25 protein-coding genes and 1 other RNA gene are annotated in these 18,116 nt (G+C 67.1%); 12 read left to right on the forward strand and 14 right to left on the reverse strand.

Annotated features, from left to right (window positions below; all coding sequences use genetic code 11):
- Positions 1–24: 24 nt before the first annotated feature.
- Positions 25–294, forward strand: a complete 270-nt coding sequence (locus tag ACX40P_RS07830) for a hypothetical protein (RefSeq protein ID WP_459125752.1) — start codon at positions 25–27, stop codon at positions 292–294.
- Between the two features lie 4 nt (positions 295–298).
- Here ACX40P_RS07830 and ACX40P_RS07835 read toward each other — a convergent pair whose 3' ends face one another.
- Genes ACX40P_RS07835 through ACX40P_RS07850 form a run of 4 tightly spaced genes read right to left on the reverse strand, consistent with a single transcriptional unit; the run spans position 299 to position 3,586 of the window.
- Positions 299–904, reverse strand: a complete 606-nt coding sequence (locus tag ACX40P_RS07835; RefSeq protein WP_459125753.1) for a CAP domain-containing protein — start codon at positions 902–904, stop codon at positions 299–301.
- Positions 905–915: 11 nt separating this feature from the next.
- The gene (mtgA, locus tag ACX40P_RS07840) at positions 916–1,629 is read right to left on the reverse strand and encodes a monofunctional biosynthetic peptidoglycan transglycosylase (RefSeq protein ID WP_459125754.1); all 714 of its coding nucleotides are present in this window, start codon (positions 1,627–1,629) and stop codon (positions 916–918) included.
- 46 nt (positions 1,630–1,675) lie between these two features.
- On the reverse strand, positions 1,676–2,578 hold the full coding sequence (gene rpoH / locus ACX40P_RS07845; protein WP_459125755.1) for an RNA polymerase sigma factor RpoH: 903 nt from the start codon (positions 2,576–2,578) through the stop codon (positions 1,676–1,678).
- A 60-nt stretch (positions 2,579–2,638) separates the two neighbouring features.
- Positions 2,639–3,586, reverse strand: coding sequence for an RluA family pseudouridine synthase (locus ACX40P_RS07850; RefSeq protein ID WP_459125756.1), 948 nt, complete (start codon positions 3,584–3,586; stop codon positions 2,639–2,641).
- Positions 3,587–3,628: 42 nt separating this feature from the next.
- Between ACX40P_RS07850 and ACX40P_RS07855 the strand changes: the two genes are divergently transcribed.
- The 9 genes from ACX40P_RS07855 (at position 3,629) to rnpB (ending at position 11,102) form a co-directional block, all read left to right on the forward strand.
- Positions 3,629–4,033: a M67 family metallopeptidase gene (locus tag ACX40P_RS07855; protein ID WP_459126038.1), complete on the forward strand. Its 405-nt coding sequence runs from the start codon at positions 3,629–3,631 to the stop codon at positions 4,031–4,033.
- Positions 4,034–4,229: 196 nt separating this feature from the next.
- Complete coding sequence (locus ACX40P_RS07860; protein ID WP_459125757.1) at positions 4,230–4,874, forward strand: histidine phosphotransferase family protein; 645 nt, start codon at positions 4,230–4,232, stop codon at positions 4,872–4,874.
- Between the two features lie 55 nt (positions 4,875–4,929).
- Entirely contained in the window at positions 4,930–7,194 is a 2,265-nt protein-coding gene (locus ACX40P_RS07865; RefSeq protein WP_459125758.1) for a chemotaxis protein CheA, read from the forward strand.
- The gene (locus tag ACX40P_RS07870; RefSeq protein ID WP_459125759.1) at positions 7,191–7,622 is read left to right on the forward strand and encodes a chemotaxis protein CheW; all 432 of its coding nucleotides are present in this window, start codon (positions 7,191–7,193) and stop codon (positions 7,620–7,622) included. The genes ACX40P_RS07865 and ACX40P_RS07870 overlap by 4 nt, the downstream gene beginning before the upstream one ends.
- 88 nt (positions 7,623–7,710) lie before the next feature.
- Entirely contained in the window at positions 7,711–8,076 is a 366-nt protein-coding gene (locus tag ACX40P_RS07875) for a response regulator (protein WP_459125760.1), read from the forward strand.
- Positions 8,077–8,096: 20 nt separating this feature from the next.
- Positions 8,097–9,164 (forward strand): chemotaxis protein CheB, encoded by a 1,068-nt coding sequence (locus ACX40P_RS07880; protein ID WP_459125761.1) that lies wholly within the window; start codon positions 8,097–8,099, stop codon positions 9,162–9,164.
- Positions 9,161–9,997: a CheR family methyltransferase gene (locus tag ACX40P_RS07885; protein WP_459125762.1), complete on the forward strand. Its 837-nt coding sequence runs from the start codon at positions 9,161–9,163 to the stop codon at positions 9,995–9,997. Before ACX40P_RS07880 ends, ACX40P_RS07885 begins: the two co-directional genes overlap by 4 nt.
- Before the next feature lie 37 nt (positions 9,998–10,034).
- A complete protein-coding gene (locus ACX40P_RS07890) occupies positions 10,035–10,724 on the forward strand; it encodes an N-acetylmuramoyl-L-alanine amidase (RefSeq protein WP_459125763.1) in 690 nt (229 codons plus the stop codon).
- Between the two features lie 11 nt (positions 10,725–10,735).
- Positions 10,736–11,102, forward strand: an RNA gene (rnpB, locus tag ACX40P_RS07895) — RNase P RNA component class A.
- A gap of 318 nt (positions 11,103–11,420) precedes the next feature.
- On the opposite strand, the gene ACX40P_RS07900 is transcribed toward rnpB, so the two are convergent.
- Both ACX40P_RS07900 and ACX40P_RS07905 read right to left on the reverse strand, forming a co-directional pair.
- Complete coding sequence (locus tag ACX40P_RS07900) at positions 11,421–12,131, reverse strand: carbonic anhydrase (protein ID WP_459125764.1); 711 nt, start codon at positions 12,129–12,131, stop codon at positions 11,421–11,423.
- A complete protein-coding gene (locus tag ACX40P_RS07905; protein WP_459125765.1) occupies positions 12,128–13,735 on the reverse strand; it encodes a SulP family inorganic anion transporter in 1,608 nt (535 codons plus the stop codon). The genes ACX40P_RS07900 and ACX40P_RS07905 overlap by 4 nt, the downstream gene beginning before the upstream one ends.
- Positions 13,736–13,854: 119 nt before the next feature.
- On the opposite strand from ACX40P_RS07905, the gene ACX40P_RS07910 reads away from it, so the two are divergent.
- Both ACX40P_RS07910 and ACX40P_RS07915 read left to right on the forward strand, forming a co-directional pair.
- Complete coding sequence (locus ACX40P_RS07910) at positions 13,855–14,391, forward strand: J domain-containing protein (RefSeq protein ID WP_459125766.1); 537 nt, start codon at positions 13,855–13,857, stop codon at positions 14,389–14,391.
- Positions 14,388–14,687 (forward strand): (2Fe-2S) ferredoxin domain-containing protein, encoded by a 300-nt coding sequence (locus ACX40P_RS07915; RefSeq protein WP_459125767.1) that lies wholly within the window; start codon positions 14,388–14,390, stop codon positions 14,685–14,687. Before ACX40P_RS07910 ends, ACX40P_RS07915 begins: the two co-directional genes overlap by 4 nt.
- Positions 14,688–14,801: 114 nt before the next feature.
- On the opposite strand, the gene ACX40P_RS07920 is transcribed toward ACX40P_RS07915, so the two are convergent.
- From ACX40P_RS07920 to pspA, 8 genes are all read right to left on the reverse strand, one after another.
- Positions 14,802–15,206: a SufE family protein gene (locus ACX40P_RS07920; protein ID WP_459125768.1), complete on the reverse strand. Its 405-nt coding sequence runs from the start codon at positions 15,204–15,206 to the stop codon at positions 14,802–14,804.
- Between the two features lie 49 nt (positions 15,207–15,255).
- A complete protein-coding gene (locus ACX40P_RS07925) occupies positions 15,256–15,498 on the reverse strand; it encodes a hypothetical protein (protein ID WP_459125769.1) in 243 nt (80 codons plus the stop codon).
- Positions 15,499–15,514: 16 nt separating this feature from the next.
- Positions 15,515–15,772: a hypothetical protein gene (locus tag ACX40P_RS07930; protein ID WP_459125770.1), complete on the reverse strand. Its 258-nt coding sequence runs from the start codon at positions 15,770–15,772 to the stop codon at positions 15,515–15,517.
- A 230-nt stretch (positions 15,773–16,002) separates the two neighbouring features.
- Positions 16,003–16,290, reverse strand: a complete 288-nt coding sequence (locus tag ACX40P_RS07935) for a hypothetical protein (protein ID WP_459125771.1) — start codon at positions 16,288–16,290, stop codon at positions 16,003–16,005.
- Positions 16,291–16,303: 13 nt separating this feature from the next.
- Positions 16,304–16,642 (reverse strand): hypothetical protein, encoded by a 339-nt coding sequence (locus ACX40P_RS07940; RefSeq protein ID WP_459125772.1) that lies wholly within the window; start codon positions 16,640–16,642, stop codon positions 16,304–16,306.
- A gap of 29 nt (positions 16,643–16,671) precedes the next feature.
- Positions 16,672–17,052 (reverse strand): envelope stress response membrane protein PspC, encoded by a 381-nt coding sequence (pspC, locus tag ACX40P_RS07945; protein WP_459125773.1) that lies wholly within the window; start codon positions 17,050–17,052, stop codon positions 16,672–16,674.
- A gap of 1 nt (position 17,053) precedes the next feature.
- Positions 17,054–17,323: an envelope stress response membrane protein PspB gene (gene pspB, locus ACX40P_RS07950; RefSeq protein WP_459125774.1), complete on the reverse strand. Its 270-nt coding sequence runs from the start codon at positions 17,321–17,323 to the stop codon at positions 17,054–17,056.
- A gap of 1 nt (position 17,324) precedes the next feature.
- Complete coding sequence (pspA, locus tag ACX40P_RS07955) at positions 17,325–17,990, reverse strand: phage shock protein PspA (RefSeq protein WP_459125775.1); 666 nt, start codon at positions 17,988–17,990, stop codon at positions 17,325–17,327.
- Between the last annotated feature and the right edge of the window lie 126 nt (positions 17,991–18,116).

An 18,116-nucleotide genomic window follows, 5' to 3' on the forward strand; every position in this document is an offset into this window, starting at 1 on the left:
CATCGCAGTTCAAGGGGACAGACGATGAGTGACGACCGCGTAACCGAAACGACGACGCCGACCGGAACCCAGGCGCCGCAGCACACGACGACGATCATCGAACGCCGCAGCGGTGGTGGGGGCGGGCTGGTGATCGGCCTGATCCTGCTGGTGGTGGTGGCGATCGGCGCCTTCTACCTGTTCTCGCAGAACAGCAGCGAGACGCGGAAGAACGACGCGATCACGCAGGCCGCGAAGGACGTCGGTTCGGCGGCCAAGGATGTCGGTGACACCGCGAAGAAGGCCGTGGACTAGGGGATCACGTCCCGCCTCGCGGCCGGACGCCCAGATCGACGACGCAGACCGCACCGTAGCGACGGTGCGGTCCGCACCACGCTCCGGCTACCCGGAAATACGGGTCGAGAATAAGCCGACGATGCATTCGCGACGGCACGCCGCCATCGACGATCAACTGCCGCACGACATCGCGCGCGGTGGTCTGGCCGTAGGAGATCGCCTCGGCGATGCCGTAAGGCTGGCCGCCCCGCCGCTCGACCCGCTGCGCCGGCATCAGCCCGTCCGGCGACGTGTGGCCGATCTGCCCGGTCCGGGCGTGCGAGGCGCCGAGCTCCTCAGCGGTGTCGGTCAGCAACGATGCCGCCGCTAGCGACGGCGCCGGCTTCATCGCCATCAGCACTCCGATCGCCTCATCGACCGCCGCGACGCCCTCCAGCGTCGGTGTCGGACGGGCGGTCGGCAAAGCGCGGTGCGATATGCCATCGCGTTCGAACCCCCGCCGATAGTCGCGGAGGACATCGGCGTAGGCCCGCGGGTTGTTGCGCGCGAGGTTGATCTCGGCGACGATCGCGTCGCTGTCCGGGAACCCCGGTGCGGAGCCGCCGAGCGCCAGCGCCGCCAGGGCCATCGCGACCCGCCTCACAGGCAGCTGTCGAGGCCCGAATTGCGCACGACGCCGGTGCGCCGGGCGATGGAGTTGCCGTACCGCTTCGTATAGCCGCGCGGGGCGATGCCGGCGCGCTTTTTTGGCAGAGGGAGGACGGCGGCGATCTGCGCGGCCTCGCGCGGCGTCATTTGGGACGCGTCGTGGTGGAAGTAGCGCATCGACCCGGCGTTGACACCGTAGGTGCCGATGCCGGTCTCCGCGACGTTCAGATAGACTTCCATGATCCGGCGCTTGCCCCAGATCGCCTCGATCAGAACGGTGAAATAGGCCTCCAACCCCTTGCGGGCGTAGCCGCCGCCCTGAAACAGGAAGACGTTCTTCGCGGTCTGCTGGCTGATCGTCGAGCCGCCGCGGATGCGACCACCCTTGCTGTTGCGCGCAGCGGCGCTGGCGATCGCCTTGTAGTCGAAGCCCGAATGCGAACAGAAACGCGCGTCCTCCGCCGCGATGGCAGCGCGGGGCATGTCCGGGTCGATCTGCGAGAGCGGCATCCAGTCCTTGGTGATGCCGTGCCCGCCCATCAGGTCGCCGATCATCGTCCAGGTGATCGGCGGCGGCACGAAGCGATAGATGATCGTCATCGTCACCGAGAGCGCGACGAAGGTGAACGCGAGCTTCGTCAGCCAGCCGATCATGCGGCGGACGAAGCCGCGTTGGGCGGGACGGCGCTTTACGGCTGACGGCATCGCGCGACGCTATAAGCCGTCGGACGGGGAGACAAGCGGCGCCCGGTTACGCGGGGAGCAGCCGCTTGCCACCCGCCAGTCGCATCATCGCCTTCTGCAGCTTCTCGAACGCGCGCACCTCGATCTGGCGAACGCGCTCGCGGCTGACGCCATAAACCTGGCTCAGTTCCTCCAGCGTTTTCGGCTCGTCGGTCAGGCGACGCTCGGTCAGGATGAACTTCTCGCGGTCGTTCAGGTCATCCATCGCCTCGACCAGCATGTCGTGGCGAACCGTCTTTTCCTGCTCGTCGGCGACGATCGTGTCCTGCAAGGGCGAGTCATCGGCCAGCCAGTCCTGCCACTGACCCTCGCCATCCTCACGCATCGGCACGTTGAGCGAGGTGTCGCCGCCCATCGCCATGCGCCGGTTCATCGACGTGACCTCGGCCTCGGTCACGCCCAGATCGGTCGCGATCTTGGTCAGATGCTCCGGCGTCAGGTCGCCGTCCTCGAACGCGTCGAGCTTCGACTTCATGCGGCGCAGGTTGAAGAACAGCTTCTTCTGCGCCGCGGTCGTGCCCATCTTCACCAGCGACCAGCTGCGCAGGATGAATTCCTGAATCGAGGCGCGGATCCACCACATCGCGTAGGTGGCGAGGCGGAAGCCCCGGTCGGGCTCGAACTTCTTCACGCCCTGCATCAGGCCGATGTTGCCTTCGGAGATCAGCTCGCTGACCGGCAGGCCGTAGCCGCGATAGCCCATCGCGATCTTGGCAACGAGCCGCAGGTGCGAGGTGACCAGCTGCGCCGCGGCCTCGGGATCGCCGTGCTCCTGAAAGCGCTTGGCGAGCATATATTCCTGCTCGGGCGCGAGGATCGGGAATTTCTTGATCTCGGCGAGATAGCGGTTGAGGCTCTGCTCGCCGCCAAGCGCAGGAATCGTCGCCGGGACGTTGCTGCCGTTTGCCATGACCTCGTAAATCCCTTTCCACGCACCGGACCGCAAGGGTTCTGCGGCGATGCACAATATCTATACGTGAAGCTGGTTGAACAGTTCCTGCATGTCAGCAGGCATTTCGCTTTCGAACGCCAAAGCGGCACTTGTCACCGGATGGATGAACCCCAGCCGGGCGGCGTGCAAGGCCTGACGGCGGAAATGCAGGGTTTCCAGCACGGCGCGATGGGCCGGTTTCGTTCTGCCGTAGACGGGATCGCCGAGCAGGGCATGTCCGATCGACGCCATGTGGACGCGCACCTGATGCGTGCGGCCGGTTTCCAGCCGGCACTCGACCAGCGCCGCCTCGCGCAGCGGCAGGATGGTCGAGAAATGAGTGACCGCGCGCTTGCCCGACGCGACGATGGCGACCTTCTTGCGGTTCTGAGCGCTGCGGGCGAGCGGGGCGTCGACGGTGCCGGACGGGGGCAGGGGGCGTCCGCCCACGATCGCCTTGTAGCGCCGGTCGATGCTGTGCGCCTTGAACTGCCGCGCCAGCCCGACATGCGCCGGATCGGTCTTCGCCGCGACCATCAGCCCTGACGTGTCCTTGTCGATACGGTGGACGATGCCGGGGCGGGCGACGCCGCCGATGCCCGAGAGCGATCCGCCGCAATGGTGGAGCAGCGCGTTGACCAGCGTCCCGTCCGGATTGCCCGCGGCGGGATGGACGACGAGGCCCGCCGGCTTGTCGATGACGATCAGATGTTCGTCCTCGTAGGCGACGATCAGGTCGATCGCCTGCGCCTCGTTATGCGCGGGGGCGGGATCGGGAATGTTGATGGTGAAACGGGTATCGACGACGGCTTTCCGGGAAGGATCGCGCATCGGGCCGTCCGGGCCGGTGACCTGACCCGTCGAGATCAGCGCCTTGATCCGCTCCCGCGACAAGGTCGGCACCGCGGCGGCGAGCGCGCGGTCGAGACGCCATCCTGCCATCGCCGGGACGACGACCGTTTCGATGATGGAAACCCCCCGGCTCATGTGGCACGCAAGATGGGGATGGCGGTGCGTGTTGCAAGACGGGTGTTGAGGGCGATTTCCGCCGAAGCGGCAGCGTCGCCGAAGCGAGAGGTGTGCGGCCTGCTGTACGGCGGCGGAGACGGCATCGATGCGGCGTCGGCCTGCGCCAATGTTGACGGAAGTCCGGAAACCGCATTCGAGATCGATCCGGCCACGCTGATCGCCGCTTACCGACGCGAGCGGGCGGGTGGGCCGCGCATCGTCGGCTGCTATCACTCGCATCCGGGCGGACGGCCGGTGCCGTCGCTACGCGACGCCGCCGCAGCGGCGGCCGACGGCTGGCTGTGGCTGATCGCCGGGGGCGGGAGGATCGAAGCGTATCGGGCGGTGCCGGACGGGGCGATCCATGGGCGATTCGAGCCGGTGGGCCTGATCGAACGTCCGGACGAGGTTCCGAAGGTTCCGTGATACCGACCCATCTCTGAACTTTCAGTCGATCCACGCGCGGGCTTTGGCAAAGCATGTCGAGAGGGTCTCGCGCGGCATCCGTCGGTCAAAGCATAGTATCGCGGTGTAGGACAGAGACGTCGCGTGACGGGACGAACCCGGTTGCAGGCTCACGGTCGCTGCGCGTAAGGCGGTGTATTGCCGGGAGCCCGCGACCTTGAACATCACACCGACCGATTTCGCCAGCCTGCTGTGTTCGCGACTGTGCCACGACCTGTTGAGCCCGGTCGGCGCGCTGAACAACGGGCTGGAGTTGCTCGCCGACGAGCATGATCCGGCGATGCGCGCGCGCTGCCTGGAACTGTTGAGCGAGAGCGCGAAGGCCTCGGCCAACAAGCTGAAGTTCTTCCGCCTGGCGTTCGGTGCAGCCGGCGGGTTCGGCGACATGGTGCCGACCGGCGAGGCGCAGGGCGCGATCGGCGGCCTGTTCGGCGCGGACCATCGCGTCAAGATCGGCTGGCTGGTCGAGGAGCCGCAACTGCCCAAGGGCGCGGTCAAGATCCTGCTGAACCTCGCGCTGATCGGCGGCGACGCGCTGGTGCGTGGCGGACAGCTGGATATCGGCGCGGAAACGGTCGGCGACCACGTCGAGATCGTCGTCGCGGCACAGGGCCCGCGCATCATCCTCGACCCCGAACTGCGCGCGGCGCTTGCCGGCGATCCGCCCGACACCGCCGTCACGCCGCGCTCCGCCGCCGCGCACATGGCGCGCGCGCTGGTCGTCGAGAATGGCGGCAGCTTGCAGGTGTCGCCCGAAGGCGAGCCGGTGCTGGTGATCGGTGCGACGCTGGGGCCGACGTAAACGCGGACTTAACCACCGGCGCGGCATATCGGTCTCCAGTATCCGGCGGGGACCGATGGACGAGCTTCTTCAGGAATTCATTGCGGAAACGCGCGAGACGCTGGAGGCCCTCTCCGGCGAGATCGTCGCGTGGGAAGGCGATCCGGGCGACAAGGGGCGCCTCGATGCCATCTTCCGCTTCGTGCACACGGTGAAGGGCAGCTGCGGCTTCCTTGATCTGCCGCGGCTCGCGCGGCTGAGCCATGCGGCCGAGGACGTGCTGGCCGACGTGCGCGACGGGCGCCGCACGCCCGACCGCGCGCTGGTCAACGCCGTGCTCGCCATCGTCGATCGCATCGGTGAACTGGTCGAGGCGATCGATGCCCATGTCGCGCTCGACGATCGTGACGAGGATGTGCTGATCGCCGCGCTCGCGGAGGGCCAGTTGGCCATCGTCCAGTCCAGTTCGACGGCACCGCGCGCCGCGGTGCGCAGCGTACGGTTGAGCGTCGACCTGCTCGACCGGATGATGTCGGGCATGTCCGACATGGTACTGGCGCGCAACGAGCTGGCGCGCCGCGTCCGCGACGAGGATCCCGATCCGGCGCTGGAGGCCGCCCTCGAGCGCATGTCCGCCACCGTCGCCGACATGCGCGACACCGTCACTCGCACCCGCATGCAGAAGGTCGAGGCGCTGTTCTCCGCCTTGCCGCGCATGGTCCGCGACACCGCCGCCGCGCTCGGCAAGTCCGTGACGCTGCGCGTCGAGGGCGCCGACGTCGAGCTGGACCGCGAGATGATCGAGGTGATGCGCGATCCCCTCGTCCACATCATCCGCAATTCGATCGACCATGGCGTCGAGCATCCCGCTCTCCGCCGGGCCGCGGGCAAGCGCGAGAATGGTCAGCTGACCGTCAGCGCGCGGCAATCCGGCAACCAGATCGTCATCGAGATTGCCGACGACGGCGCCGGCATCGACACCGACCGGCTGATTGCCAAGCTCGCCGCATCCGGGCGCGACGAACGCGAGTTGCGCGCCTTGTCCGAGCGCGGCAAGCTGGAGCTGGTGTTCGAACCCGGTCTGTCGAGCAAGGACGACGTCAGCGAGATTTCGGGCCGCGGCGTCGGCATGGACGTGGTGCGGGCAGCGATCGAGCAGATCGGCGGGCGGATCGAGCTGGACAGCGTCGCCGGCAAGGGGCTGCGCATCGCCATCCACGTGCCGCTGACGCTGTCGATCATCCCGACCATCGTCGTCGGCGTCGCCGACCAGTTTTTCGCGATACCGCGCCAGTCGATCGAGGAGATCGTCGCCGATACCGCCGATTCGATCCGCATCGATCAGATCGGCGATTCGCGCGTCGCCACCGTTCGCGACCGCCGCCTGCCGCTGGTCGATCTCGGCGAGCGGCTGGGCATCGGTCCGGACGTGCCGGGACCGCAGATGCTGGTGATCGTCGGGGTCGGCAGCGGCAGCTATGCCATCGCCGTCGACAGCGTGCTCGATACCGAGGAACTGGTCGTGAAGCCCGCCGCCCCGCCGGTGATGGCGAGCGGCCTGTTCGCCGGGCAGACCCTGCCCGACACCGGGCGGCCGATGCTGATGCTCGATTGCGCTGGCATCGCGGTCGATGCCGGCCTCGTCTTCAGCCGGACGATCGCCGCCACCGACGCCGCGGCCGACCTGGTCGACGTGGGCGAGGCGGTGCTGTTGTTCCGCGACCTCGACGATCGCATCCGCGCGATCCCTTCGGCGGTGGTCGACCGGGTCGACAGCGCCTCTGCGGATGCCATCGAATTCGTTGGCGGACGCCTGCGCCTGATGGTCGACGAGCAGATCGTCCCGCTCATCGCCTGTCAGCCGCTGACGACCGAGACCATCGGCGTCGTTCGCCTGCGCGACGGCGTGACCGAGCTCGCCTATGCCATCCAGGAGCCGATCGACATCGTCGCGCTGCCGTCGGTGCTGATCCCGCCGGCTGCGCCGGGGATCGTCAGCGGCGTGGCGCTGATCGACGATCAGCCGGTCGAGATTCTCGATCCCCACTGGCTGTTCGCCAACCATCGGGACGTGGAAGCTCGGGCCACCGACACTTGCTGCGTCATCGACGCGGAGGACGCGTGGATGGCGCAGTTCCTGCGGCCGATGCTGGAGCGCGCGGGCTACCGCGTCACCACCGCCGACGAGCCGGGGGCGATACTGATGCGCTGCGACGGAAAGCCGGCGATCCCCGGCCAGCGTGCCGTCCGGCTGTGCATCGACGGGGCCAATGGAATCTTTCGGTACGACCAGGCGGCGATCCTGTCCGCGGTCGCCGCCGTCGCGGGAGGGGGCGCATGACCGAGGGACTGTATCTGGTCGCCCATGTCGCCGGGCGCACCGTCGCGATCGACTGCAACCAGGTCGATTCGGTCGTCGATATCACCCAGATCACGCCGGTGCCGCGCGTCGCGCCGTCGGTGCGGGGCCTCGCCGCTCTGCGCAGCCGCGTCGTCACCGTCATCGACACGCGGCAGGCGCTGAACCTGCCCGGCCGCAGCAAATCCGGCCGGTCGGTGATCGTGCGGCAGGATGGGCATCTCTATGCGATGCTGGTCGACGCGCTGGATGATGTCGCGCCGTTCGCGATGCAGCCGCTGGCGAGCGGAATCGCGCTGTCGCCGACGTGGCGCGGCATCGCCCGCGGGCTGATCGAGCGGGACGGCGAGCCGGTGCTGGTGATCGATCTGTGCGGTCTCGTACCGCATTCGCAGGACATCGCCGCCTGACGCGTTTGATCCGGCGCGATTAACGACACCGTTACACCTGAGCGTGCAGGACGACGGTAGTGATGCTTTGCAAACGGGACCGACAATCATGAAGAGCTGCCTCGTCGTCGATGATTCCAAGGTCATCCGCAAAGTCGCGCGACACATCCTCGAAACGATGAACTTCGAAGTGCGCGAGGCCGGCGACGGTCGCGAGGCGCTGGCGTCCTGCCGGGAGGCATCGCCGGACGTCATCCTGCTCGACTGGAACATGCCGGTGATGAGCGGCATGGATTTCCTGCGCGCGCTGCGCGAGAGCGAGGAGGGGCGCAAGCCCAAGGTCGTATTCTGCACGACCGAGAACGGCATGGCCTATATCCGCGCCGCGATCGAGGCGGGTGCGGACGAATATGTCATGAAGCCGTTCGACCGCGAGACGCTCGAGAGCAAGCTCCAGATCGTCGGCGTCGCCTGAGACCCGACATGCGCGCGGCCGTGCAATCCCGGAGCGGTGACGACAGCGCAGCGGTCACCGCCGCCAGCGTGCTGATCGTCGACGATTCGATCGTCGCGCGCACCGCTTTCGGCCGCATCATCGATGAGACCGACACGTTCGTGGTCGCCGGCGCCGTGGGCACGGTGGCGGCCGCGCTGGCGTTTCTCGGCAAGCACCGGGTCGACATCATCCTGCTCGATCTCGACCTGCCGGGCGTCGACGGGTTGACCGGGATGCCGTCGCTGATCGCCGCCGGATCGGGGGCGCGTGTGATCGTGGTGTCGTCGACCGCGGCCGACGGCGCCGTCGCGACCATCCAGGCGCTCGCACTCGGTGCGGCGGACACGCTGGTGAAGCCCGGCGTCGGCGATGGTAGCCGGCGGTTCGGCGAGGTGCTGATCGAACGGCTGGAAAGACTTTGTGACAGGGGCGGGGAGGTCGTGCCCGTCCGTTCCGCATCGCCCCCCGGCGAACAGCTGCCCACGCTCCCGCAATTCGATGTGGTGGCGATCGGCGCGTCGACCGGCGGCATTCATGCGCTGAGTGCGCTGCTGCGCGCACTGCCGCTGTCGTTCGACCGGCCGATCCTGATTACCCAGCATCTGCCAGCGTCGTTCATGCCCTATTTCGCGTCGCAGCTGTCGGTGCTGGCGTCGCGGCCGTGCGACGTGGCCGAGGACCGGATGCGCGTGCGGCCGGATCGGATCGTGCTCGCGCCGGGTCACGCGCATATGCGCGTGGTCAGCACGGGTGAGGGCGTCGCGATCCGCCTGACGAACGAACCGAGTGCCAGCGGATGCATTCCGTCGGTCGATCCGATGTTCGATTCGCTGGCGACGGCGTGCGGAGCACGTGCGTTAGGCGTCGTGCTGAGCGGCATGGGGCGTGACGGGTCGATCGGTGCCCAGGCGTTGCTGGCTGCCGGCGCGCCGGTGGTGGTGCAGGATCGGGCCAGCTCGGTCGTGTGGGGCATGCCTGGGGCAGTCGCCAATGCCGGCGGGGCGAGCGCGGTGCTGCCGCCCGATGCGATCGGGCGATTGATCGCCGCCAGCGTGGAACGGCGATGACCTTCGCTGCCGCATCGCGCAGCGGCTCCGCCATCGCGCTCGGACGGCTGGCGCGGCTGCTGGAAGACCGCACCGGGCAATGTATCGCCCCTGCCCGCGCGTGGCGGTTAGAGACCGCGCTGACCCCCTTGATGCGAGAACGCGGCATGGCGAACCTGGACCAACTGGTCGACGATCTGGTGACATCGCGAGACCCGGCGCTGAGCGAACAGGTCGTCGATGCGCTCCTCAATCAGGAAACCTCCTTCTTCCGCGACGGCACCGTCCTCGATCAGGTCGCCGACGTCGCGCAGTCGTTTCGGCAAGCCGCGCCGCACCGCGCGATCCGAATCTGGTGCGCGGGCTGCTCCACTGGACAGGAGCCGCTGAGCCTCGCCATGCTGATGGAAGAGCGCGGGCTGGGCGAAGATGCGGTCGAGATCATCGCGACCGACGTGTCGCAAGGCGCGATCGCCCGCTGCCGTGCCGGACGCTATTCGCAGTTCGAGATCCAGCGCGGACTGCCGATCCGCCGGATGATGACCTGGTTCGACGGCGAAGGCGACGTCTGGACCGCGAAGCGCGAGCTGTTGCGACGCATCCAGTTCCGCGTCGCCAGCGTGATCGGCAGCGAGCCGGTGGGCGGGGTCTTCGACATCATCCTGTGTCGCAACGTCATGCTGTATCTGCCCGGACAGGCGCGGGCGGCCGCCTATGCCAACTTCACCGCGGCGCTCCGCCCCGGCGGGCTGCTGTCGCTGGGGGCGGGCGAGTCCGTGATCGGGCAGACCGAGATGTTCGAACCGTCGCGGCAATGGCGCGGCCTCTACGAGATCGCGCCTGCGCACAGGTAGTTGCGTTTCGGCACCGGTCGCCCCACAGTCACCGGTAATGGACATCATCGACACGCCTTCGCCGAACTTCGACGAACGGCTGATGCCGGTTTCGGCGATCGTGCTCCACTATACTGGCATGGAGGATGCGGCGTCCGCGCTGGCTCGCCTGTGCGATCCAGCGGCCAAAGTGTCCTCGCACTATCTCGTCTATGAGGACGGGACGATCCATCGTCTGGTCGCGGAGGACAAGCGCGCCTGGCATGCCGGCAAATCGCACTGGCGCGGGCTGACCGACCTGAATGCCTCATCGATCGGGATCGAGATCGTCAATCCCGGGCACGAGTTCGATTACGTGCCGTATCCCGATGCGCAGATCGAGGCGGTCATCCGGCTGGTCGCAGATATCAAGGATCGCCACGGCATCACTCGCGGCAACATCGTCGGCCATTCGGACATCGCGCCGGCGCGCAAGCGCGATCCGGGCGAGCTGTTCCCCTGGTATCGGCTGGCCCGATTGCGGCTGGCTCTGCCGCGGCCGACCAAGAACCTGATGGATCCGGGCTGGACCGAGGCGGGGTTCCTGCTGGCGCTCGAACGCTTCGGCTACGACGTTACCAATCCGATGGCGGCGATCATGGCGTTCCAGCGGCGTTTCCGCCCCGAGCTGATCGACGGCGAGATCGACGCGGAATGCCGGATGATCCTGCTCGCGCTGCTGCTTCCCAAACCGCAAGGTGACGATTAAGGCATGTCGGGTCAGAGGGTCGGGCGGCCGCGGGTGCTTTCGGGCACGCGAGGAAAGTCCGGGCTCCACGGAAACGACGGTGCCGGTTAACGACCGGCCGGGGTGACCCGAGGGAAAGTGCCACAGAGAGCAGGTCGCCGATCCCCGGATCGGTGAGAGTGAAAGGGTGCGGTAAGAGCGCACCGCGCGGCTGGTAACAGCGGCGGCACGGCAAACCCCACCGGGAGCAAGACCGAATAGGGACGGCATATGCGCTGCGTTCCGGCGCGTCGTCCGGGTTGGTTGCTGGAGGCGGCGCGCAAGCGTCGTCCTAGAGGAATGGTCGCCCATCCGCCTGACGGCGGTGGACAGAACCCGGCTTACAGACCCTCTGACGCTTTGCGGAGGCGGATAGCGGAGCTATCCGCTGCTGCCGCAGGCACCGCAAAGCGCGGCCGGCCTCGCGCCAGCGAGGACCGACGGCATACGCGATTTACTCGCGTATGCCTCGCGCTGGTGGTGTTGGCGACCACGATCCGGAGTGTTTGCCGCAAGAAGGAGGGCAGCCCTTCGACAAGCTCAGCGCGAACGGGGAGCGGTAAGGCTCAAGGCGAACGGCGAGAGTAACGCTCGGCGCGAACGGGGAAGGGGCGGTACGCCCTTCGTCAGCCCGGACACGTCCGGAGTGACGGAGGACAGGCGATCGCCCGCCGCCGCTTAAGCCGTCATCTTCTTCGGCTTCACCTTCTCCACGATCAGCTCGACACCCTGCGCCTTCAGCTCATCCGTCGTCAGCAGCACCTTGTCCGGCCGCCCGACCTCGTCGAGCACGGTCGACCGATCGATTTCCATCATCGGTTTGATGTGGCCGTCGCGGATGTCGTAGACCCAGCCGTGCAGCCAGACCTCGCGCCCTGCGGCGAAGGCCTGCTGCACCGGCTCGGTGCGCGCGAGCTTCACCAGCTGGTCGCGGACGTTGACCTCGACGAAGCGGTTGACCTTCGCTTCGTCGCCGACCTGGGCATCGATTTCGTCGCGGTGGTTGTGGAGCACCTCGCGCGCGGTGCCGAGCCATTCGTCGACCGGACCGGTCGTGCCGCCGTCCAGCGTCGCCTTGATGCCGCCGCAGGCATAGTGGCCGCACACGATGATGTGCCGCACCTCCAGCACGCTGACCGCATATTGGATGACCGACATCAGGTTCAGGTCGTCGGGGTTGACCAGATTGGCGATGTTGCGGTGGAGGAACATGCCGCCGGGCGGCGTCTGCGTCATCTGTTCCGGGCTGACGCGGCTGTCCGAACAGCCGATCCAGAGGAATTCGGGCTTTTGACCGTGCGCCTGACGCGTGAAGAACGCGGGATTCTCCTCGATCAGTTCCTGCGCCCAGGCGCGGTTCGACAGCAGGAGCTGCTTATATTCCCTCATGCGAAACGAACCTCTTGGCTGGTGGCGTTGATGAGCGTGGCGCTGCGCTCAGAGACGTCGCCACGCAGCGTCACGGTGATCCCGCGATACTCCGCGCCCTTGATGAAGGCATTGATGATGTCGATGTTGTCGAGGTCGACGTAGCTGGTCGCCGACAGGTCGATCAGCAGGTTGACGCCGTCCGGCACGCGGCCGAGCTCACGCTGCAACTCCACCTTGTGGATGAAGTACAGGTTGCGGCGCGCGCGGACGAGGCAGTCGTCGCCGTCACAGGCGAAGGTGATCGCGGTGCGGAAGTTGCGGGCGACGACGAAGACGAAGCCGACGACCAGGCCGATGCCAATCCCGATCAGCAGGTCGGTGAACAGGATGGCGACGATCGTGACGACGAACGGCACGAACTGCGTCCAGCCCTGCCCGAACCGCTTCACGAACAGGGCGGGCTTGGTCAGCTTGTAGCCGGTCGCGATCAGGATCGCGGCGAGCGCGGCGAGCGGGATGAGGTTCAGCAACGTCGGGATCAGCACGACGCTGAGCAACAGCCACATGCCGTGCATGATTGTCGAGGCCTTGCTCTGCGCATTGGCCTCCACGTTGGCGGAGGAGCGGACGATGACCGAGGTCACGGGGATACCGCCGAGGAGCCCCGAGACGATGTTGCCGCCGCCCTGCGCCATCAGTTCCCAGTTCTTGTCGGTCGTGCGCCGGCGCGGATCGAGCTCGTCGACCGCCTTCACGCTGAGCAGCGATTCGAGGCTGGCGACGATCGCCAGCGTCAGCGCGGTCGTCCAGACGAGCGGATTGCCGATCGCGGTGAAGTCGGGCGTCGCGAACAGGTCGGTGAATTCGGCGAAGGACTGGGCAACCGGCACGTTGACCAGATGGTTCTGGCGCAGCTGCAGCTCCGGCGCGACGAGGCCGAACACGGCGTTCAGACCGACACCGAGCAGCACGACGACGAGCGGACCGGGCAGGTAGCGCAGCGGGCCGTCCTTCGGCTTGTTCGCATCCCACCAGAACAGGAAGGCGAGGCCGATGACGGCGATCACCACCGCGCCCGCCGAGATGCTCTCGACGATGGCGTAGGAGATGGCGGTGAAGGTGTTCATGCCGTCGGACTGGGAGAAGTTGAACGTCCCCTCCGGCCCGCCGTCATAGCCGATCGCGTGCGGCAGCTGCTTGAGGATCAGGATCAGGCCGATCGCGGCGAGCATGCCGGTGATGACCGACGACGGCACGAATTCGGACAGCACGCCCGAGCGCGAGATCGAGAAAAGCAACTGCATGACGCCACCGACGACGACGGCGAGCAGGAACACCTCATAGGTCGGCATCCGCTCGATCGCGGCGAAGACGATCGTGGTCAGGCCGGCGGCGGGGCCGCTGACCGACAAGGGCGACTTCGACAGCCCACCCACGACGATACCGCCGACGACGCCGGCGATGATGCCCGCGAACAGCGGCGCCCCGGACGCCAGCGCGACGCCGAGGCAGAGCGGCAGGGCGACCAGCGCGACGACGATCGACGCCGGCAGATCGGCCTTCCAGCTCGACAGGAAGGATGGCGGCGCCCCGGGCGCGGTTGTGGCGGTGTGTTCGGACATGCCCCGCTCTGTATGCCGCGGCGCAACAACCGTGTGTGAGGCCTGTGTGATAAAGTGTTGCCGCTCCCCATCGCCCGGGCCGGGTTGCGCCGCGGCGAAGTGGGACTATGTCGTCGCCGATGGCGCGTTTCACCCGTTCGGACGACTGGGGCTTTCCCCGCTGGCGCGACTATGGCGCCCCGCGCGAAGCGACGCGGGTGCGGATTTGCGACCGCCACGGATGCGAAGAGAAGGGCGACTGCCCGGCGCCCAAATCGCCCAACAGCCCGGATCGCTGGTATTTCTGCCAGGCCCACGCCGGCGAGTACAATCGCGGATACAATTATTTCGAGGGGCTGAGCGCCGAGGACGCCGCCGCGCGCGAGGCGGACGAGCAGCGCGACGCCGGCGGCTATACGCGATCGAAGTATGAGGCGTGGGCGGGGCCGGGTGACGGCAGCCGCTCGCGCGACGAGATGCGTGCGCTCGACGTGCTCGGGCTGGAGCCCGATGCGGATTTCGAGACGATCAAGGTCGCGTGGCGGCGGATGGCCAAGGAAAGCCACCCCGACGTCAATCGCGGCGACGCCGACGCGGCCGCGCGGTTCCAGTCGGTGCAGGCGGCTTACGACGTGCTGCGCGTGGCGGAGGACCAGCGCAACTGGAAGCCGGCGTGATCCGCCACCTTCGCTCCGACTGGAGCGATACGATCGTCGTCTGCGGCAAATGTTCGAAGAAACTGGACGGCGGGTTCGGCGCGAAGGGGCGCCAGTCGCTCGCGAAGGCGCTGCGCAAGCTGGTGTCGGCGAAGAAGGGCCGCAAGGCCGCGATCGGCATCGTCGAGAGCAAGTGCCTGGGCGTCTGCCCGAAACGCGCGGTGGTCGTCGCGCGGGCGGGGGAGTGGCTGCTGGTGCCCGAGGGGACGGATGTGGAACGGGTCGCCGAGGGATTGGGGTTGGCAAGCGGGCGCTGACGGCAATTTGTCTTTTCGTCGTGCTCGCGCATAGGCGGAAGCCCAGGGCAGCGGTGCCGTTCGTGACCCTAGGCTCCCGCCTGCGCGGGAGCATGGTAGTGGGGTAAGGCCAATCTACGCGTAGCGCGCTGCCGTCTCGCGGATCAGCGCGATCATGTTGGGGATGCCCTGCGTGCGGTTCGAACTGAGCTGGTTGCGCAGGTCGAAGGGGGCGAGCGCCGCGTCGATGTCGGTCGCGAGGATGTCGACCGGCGCGCCGTCCTGTACCGTCGAAAGGACGAGGGCGATGATGCCCTTCGTGATCGCGGCATTGCTGTCGGCGAGGAAGTGGAGCCGTCCGTCGTCGCGGACGGTAGGATACACCCACACCGAGGCGGAACAGCCGCGTACCAGCGTCGCATCGGTCTTCAGCGCCTCCGGCATCGGTTCGAGCTGTCGGCCGAGATCGATCAGCAGGCGGTATCGGTCGTCGGCGTCGAGAAAGTCGTATTCATCGCGGATGTCGGCGAGGCTGGTCATGGCCCCCGCGTTAGGGGGTGCGCCCGTCCTTGCCAACCGGGCGTGCGGCCTACAGGTCCACCCCGGCCGCGATCGCCTCGAGCTTGCGGATGCGCTCCTTCAGGTCGGCGATCTCGATGCGCGCGCTGGCGCTGGGCGCCGGCACGTCGCTGTCGAAATCGCGCACCGCCGACAGCTCCTGCGCCTTCAGCGCCAGCCACCCGCGCCAGCCCGACAGGCCGGCGGCCGTGACGATACCGATGCCGGCCAGGCCGGCGGCGGCGAGGGTCAGATAGGTATTGGGATCGGTCATCACGAAAGTCCCTTCGTCAGTCCTGGCGGCGGTCGCGCAGGCTCTCAATCTCTCGATCGAGGCGCAGGCTGCCTTCGTTGTCGGTCACCACGCGCTCCAGCACCTGGATGCGCTGGCGCAGGTCGGTGATCTCGCTCTTCAGCCGGTGGTTCTCGGCCACGGCGGTAGCGTCGTCGCGGACGCTGTATTCATTGCCCTTCCAATCCTTGCGAAGACCCATCTTCGCCTTGACGATGCTGCTGATCATCACGATCGCGACGATCATCACCACCATGAATTGTCCACCGCTCATGTCTCGAACCCTTCGCTTGTTCTAGGTGTTACTCGGCGGGCTGCATCTCGGCGGCCCGGATGGCGCGGCGGCGGGGACGATCGACCCGCTCGGTCAGAAAGCAGCCGACTCCGGCCACCGCCGCCATGACGATGCAAAATACCAGCATTTCAAATGTCCTTGGTTGAATTTCTGTCGGGCAGGTCAGGCCGCCAGCGACATTTTCCGTGTCTTCAGTTCAGCGGCCGAGGATCGTTCGATCCGTCGCGAAGCTGCTCGATCCGGTCCGCCAGATCGGCGCCGCGATCCGTCGCGATCCGCTCCAGCACCCGCACCCGCTGTTCCAGTCGCTCGGTATGGGCGGCATATTGCGCCGCCTTCTCCGCGGCCTGGGCGTTCAGCGCGCTCGCCATCACCTCCTTGTGCTTCAGCCAGCGCCGGAACATCTCCGATCCGATGCCGAGGATGACAGGCAGGCCGATGACGACGAAGGCGAGCATGAAGATGGTGAAGCCGTTCACGTGATGATTTCCTTCAGCGGAGGGCGTCGATTTCGCGGGCGGTCCGTTCGGCGGGATCGGTGGCGATGCGTTCGAGCACCGCGATCCGCTCCTCCAGTCGGCCGACCTTGCCGGTCAGGCGCTCGTTCTCGGTAGTGAGCAGCGCGATCTTGCGATCGTCGTCCAATTCGTCGTCGTCGCGACCGGTCAGTGCTCGATTGATCCGACCGACCTTGCGCTTTGCGCCGCTGCTCATTCCCCAGTCGTCCGTCGGTTCGAAGCCATGCTTCGCGCGGATCCAGTTATTGATGATCCATCCGCCGGTGGTGATCGCGATGATCGCGATCACGAAGCCTGGTCCACCCCAATCCATCGATTGTCTCCCCTGTCAGTTACCGCGCCTCAGCGCAGCGCCTCGATCTCGTCGGCCAGACGCGTGTTGCGGCTGGTGTAGAAGGTTTCCATGTCGGCCAGGCGGCGGTCCAGCTCGCGGAACTTGGAGCGGACTTCGGCGGTGCTACGCCGCGGGTTGCCGCGCACGCCCTGCCAGAACTTCTGGTCCTCCGGCGTGTCGTAGAGGTCGTTCGGCTTCACCGGAGCGATCATGCCAGCGATGAAATAGACCGGGATCAGCGATCCGACCGACAGACCGACGGTCAGCAGGACCATCGCGATCCGCACCAGCGTGACGTCGAAGCCCGTGTAGTCCGCGATGCCAGCACAGATACCCAGCACCTTGCCGTTGTATTTGTCACGATAGAATTTCGTGCGACGCGCGGTCATGTCAGTTCCTCCGTGCGGGGGTGTAGTCGTCGGCCTCGCTCAGGCGCGGAGCCGGCGCGGACAGCTGGCGGAAGTCGGGATTGTCGGCGGCGACGATGCGTTCGATCGTCTGCACCCGATCCTCCATCCGCCGGGCGAAGAGATGCAGCTCGTCGAGCAGCTTCTCGTCCTCCTCAGTGATCTTCGGCGCCTGCTTCCACTTGGTGATATAGTGGAGCAGCAGCCACGGCAGGCCGATGACGGCGGCGACGATGCCGATGATGTCTTCCATCTCAGCCCTCCTTGCTCAGGCGCGCCTTCAGCGCGGCCAGCTCGGCGTCGACCTGATCGCTGGAGCGCAAATCGGCGAATTCGTCGTCGAGCGTGCGGATCGCACCCAGACCGGCGGCGTCGGCACGGCCCTCGGCCTCGTCCACGCGGCGCTCCAGTATGTCGAAGCGCGAGAAGGCTTCCGCGGTCTTGGGCCCCGCATACATGTCGCGCAGGCGATAGCGGTTGTTGGCGCTTTCCAGCCGCGTCTCGACCGAATTCTGCCGGCCCCGCGCCTCGACCAGCTTCTTCTGCAGCTTGGCGATGTCGATCTCGTAGGCGCGCAGCGCGTCCTCCAGCACCGAAATCTCGGCGTTCAGCTGGTCGCACATCTCGGCGGCCTTGCGGCGTTCGCCGAGTGCGGCCTTGGCCAGATCCTCGCGGTCCTTCGACAGCGCCAGCTCGGCCTTCTCGGTCCAGCTCGCCTGCAGCCCTTCCAGCTTCGAGATGTGGCGGCGCATTTCCTTCTGGTCCGCGATGGTGCGCGCGGCGGAGGCGCGGACCTCGACCAGCGTGTCCTCCATCTCGGAGATGATCATGCGGACCATCTTCGCCGGGTCTTCCGCCTTGTCGAGCAAGTCGGTGACGTTCGCGGCGATGATGTCTCGGGTCCGGCTGAAGATACCCATCAAAAAACTCCTGTAATCGTCGCCGGGGCAGTGCGAGGGAGCCTGCCCCGGCCCGCCGTGCGAGGGATCGTCCGGCGGTTGTCCTGTGCTTTGCAGGGGGCGTGCCAGTTTCGAAAATCGCGTCGG

Source organism: Sphingomonas sp. RS2018 (assembly GCF_054489605.1).

Coding starts and splice junctions, on each gene's coding strand:
- ACX40P_RS07830 (WP_459125752.1), top strand. CDS start 25: ATGAGTGACGACCGCGTAACCGAAACGACGACGCCGACCGGAACCCAG.
- ACX40P_RS07835 (WP_459125753.1), bottom strand. CDS start 904: ATGGCCCTGGCGGCGCTGGCGCTCGGCGGCTCCGCACCGGGGTTCCCG.
- mtgA (WP_459125754.1), bottom strand. CDS start 1,629: ATGCCGTCAGCCGTAAAGCGCCGTCCCGCCCAACGCGGCTTCGTCCGC.
- rpoH (WP_459125755.1), bottom strand. CDS start 2,578: ATGGCAAACGGCAGCAACGTCCCGGCGACGATTCCTGCGCTTGGCGGC.
- ACX40P_RS07850 (WP_459125756.1), bottom strand. CDS start 3,586: ATGAGCCGGGGGGTTTCCATCATCGAAACGGTCGTCGTCCCGGCGATG.
- ACX40P_RS07865 (WP_459125758.1), top strand. CDS start 4,930: ATGGACGAGCTTCTTCAGGAATTCATTGCGGAAACGCGCGAGACGCTG.
- ACX40P_RS07870 (WP_459125759.1), top strand. CDS start 7,191: ATGACCGAGGGACTGTATCTGGTCGCCCATGTCGCCGGGCGCACCGTC.
- ACX40P_RS07875 (WP_459125760.1), top strand. CDS start 7,711: ATGAAGAGCTGCCTCGTCGTCGATGATTCCAAGGTCATCCGCAAAGTC.
- ACX40P_RS07885 (WP_459125762.1), top strand. CDS start 9,161: ATGACCTTCGCTGCCGCATCGCGCAGCGGCTCCGCCATCGCGCTCGGA.
- ACX40P_RS07890 (WP_459125763.1), top strand. CDS start 10,035: ATGGACATCATCGACACGCCTTCGCCGAACTTCGACGAACGGCTGATG.
- ACX40P_RS07900 (WP_459125764.1), bottom strand. CDS start 12,131: ATGAGGGAATATAAGCAGCTCCTGCTGTCGAACCGCGCCTGGGCGCAG.
- ACX40P_RS07905 (WP_459125765.1), bottom strand. CDS start 13,735: ATGTCCGAACACACCGCCACAACCGCGCCCGGGGCGCCGCCATCCTTC.
- ACX40P_RS07910 (WP_459125766.1), top strand. CDS start 13,855: ATGGCGCGTTTCACCCGTTCGGACGACTGGGGCTTTCCCCGCTGGCGC.
- ACX40P_RS07920 (WP_459125768.1), bottom strand. CDS start 15,206: ATGACCAGCCTCGCCGACATCCGCGATGAATACGACTTTCTCGACGCC.
- ACX40P_RS07925 (WP_459125769.1), bottom strand. CDS start 15,498: ATGACCGATCCCAATACCTATCTGACCCTCGCCGCCGCCGGCCTGGCC.
- ACX40P_RS07930 (WP_459125770.1), bottom strand. CDS start 15,772: ATGGTGGTGATGATCGTCGCGATCGTGATGATCAGCAGCATCGTCAAG.
- ACX40P_RS07940 (WP_459125772.1), bottom strand. CDS start 16,642: ATGGATTGGGGTGGACCAGGCTTCGTGATCGCGATCATCGCGATCACC.
- pspC (WP_459125773.1), bottom strand. CDS start 17,052: ATGACCGCGCGTCGCACGAAATTCTATCGTGACAAATACAACGGCAAG.
- pspB (WP_459125774.1), bottom strand. CDS start 17,323: ATGGAAGACATCATCGGCATCGTCGCCGCCGTCATCGGCCTGCCGTGG.
- pspA (WP_459125775.1), bottom strand. CDS start 17,990: ATGGGTATCTTCAGCCGGACCCGAGACATCATCGCCGCGAACGTCACC.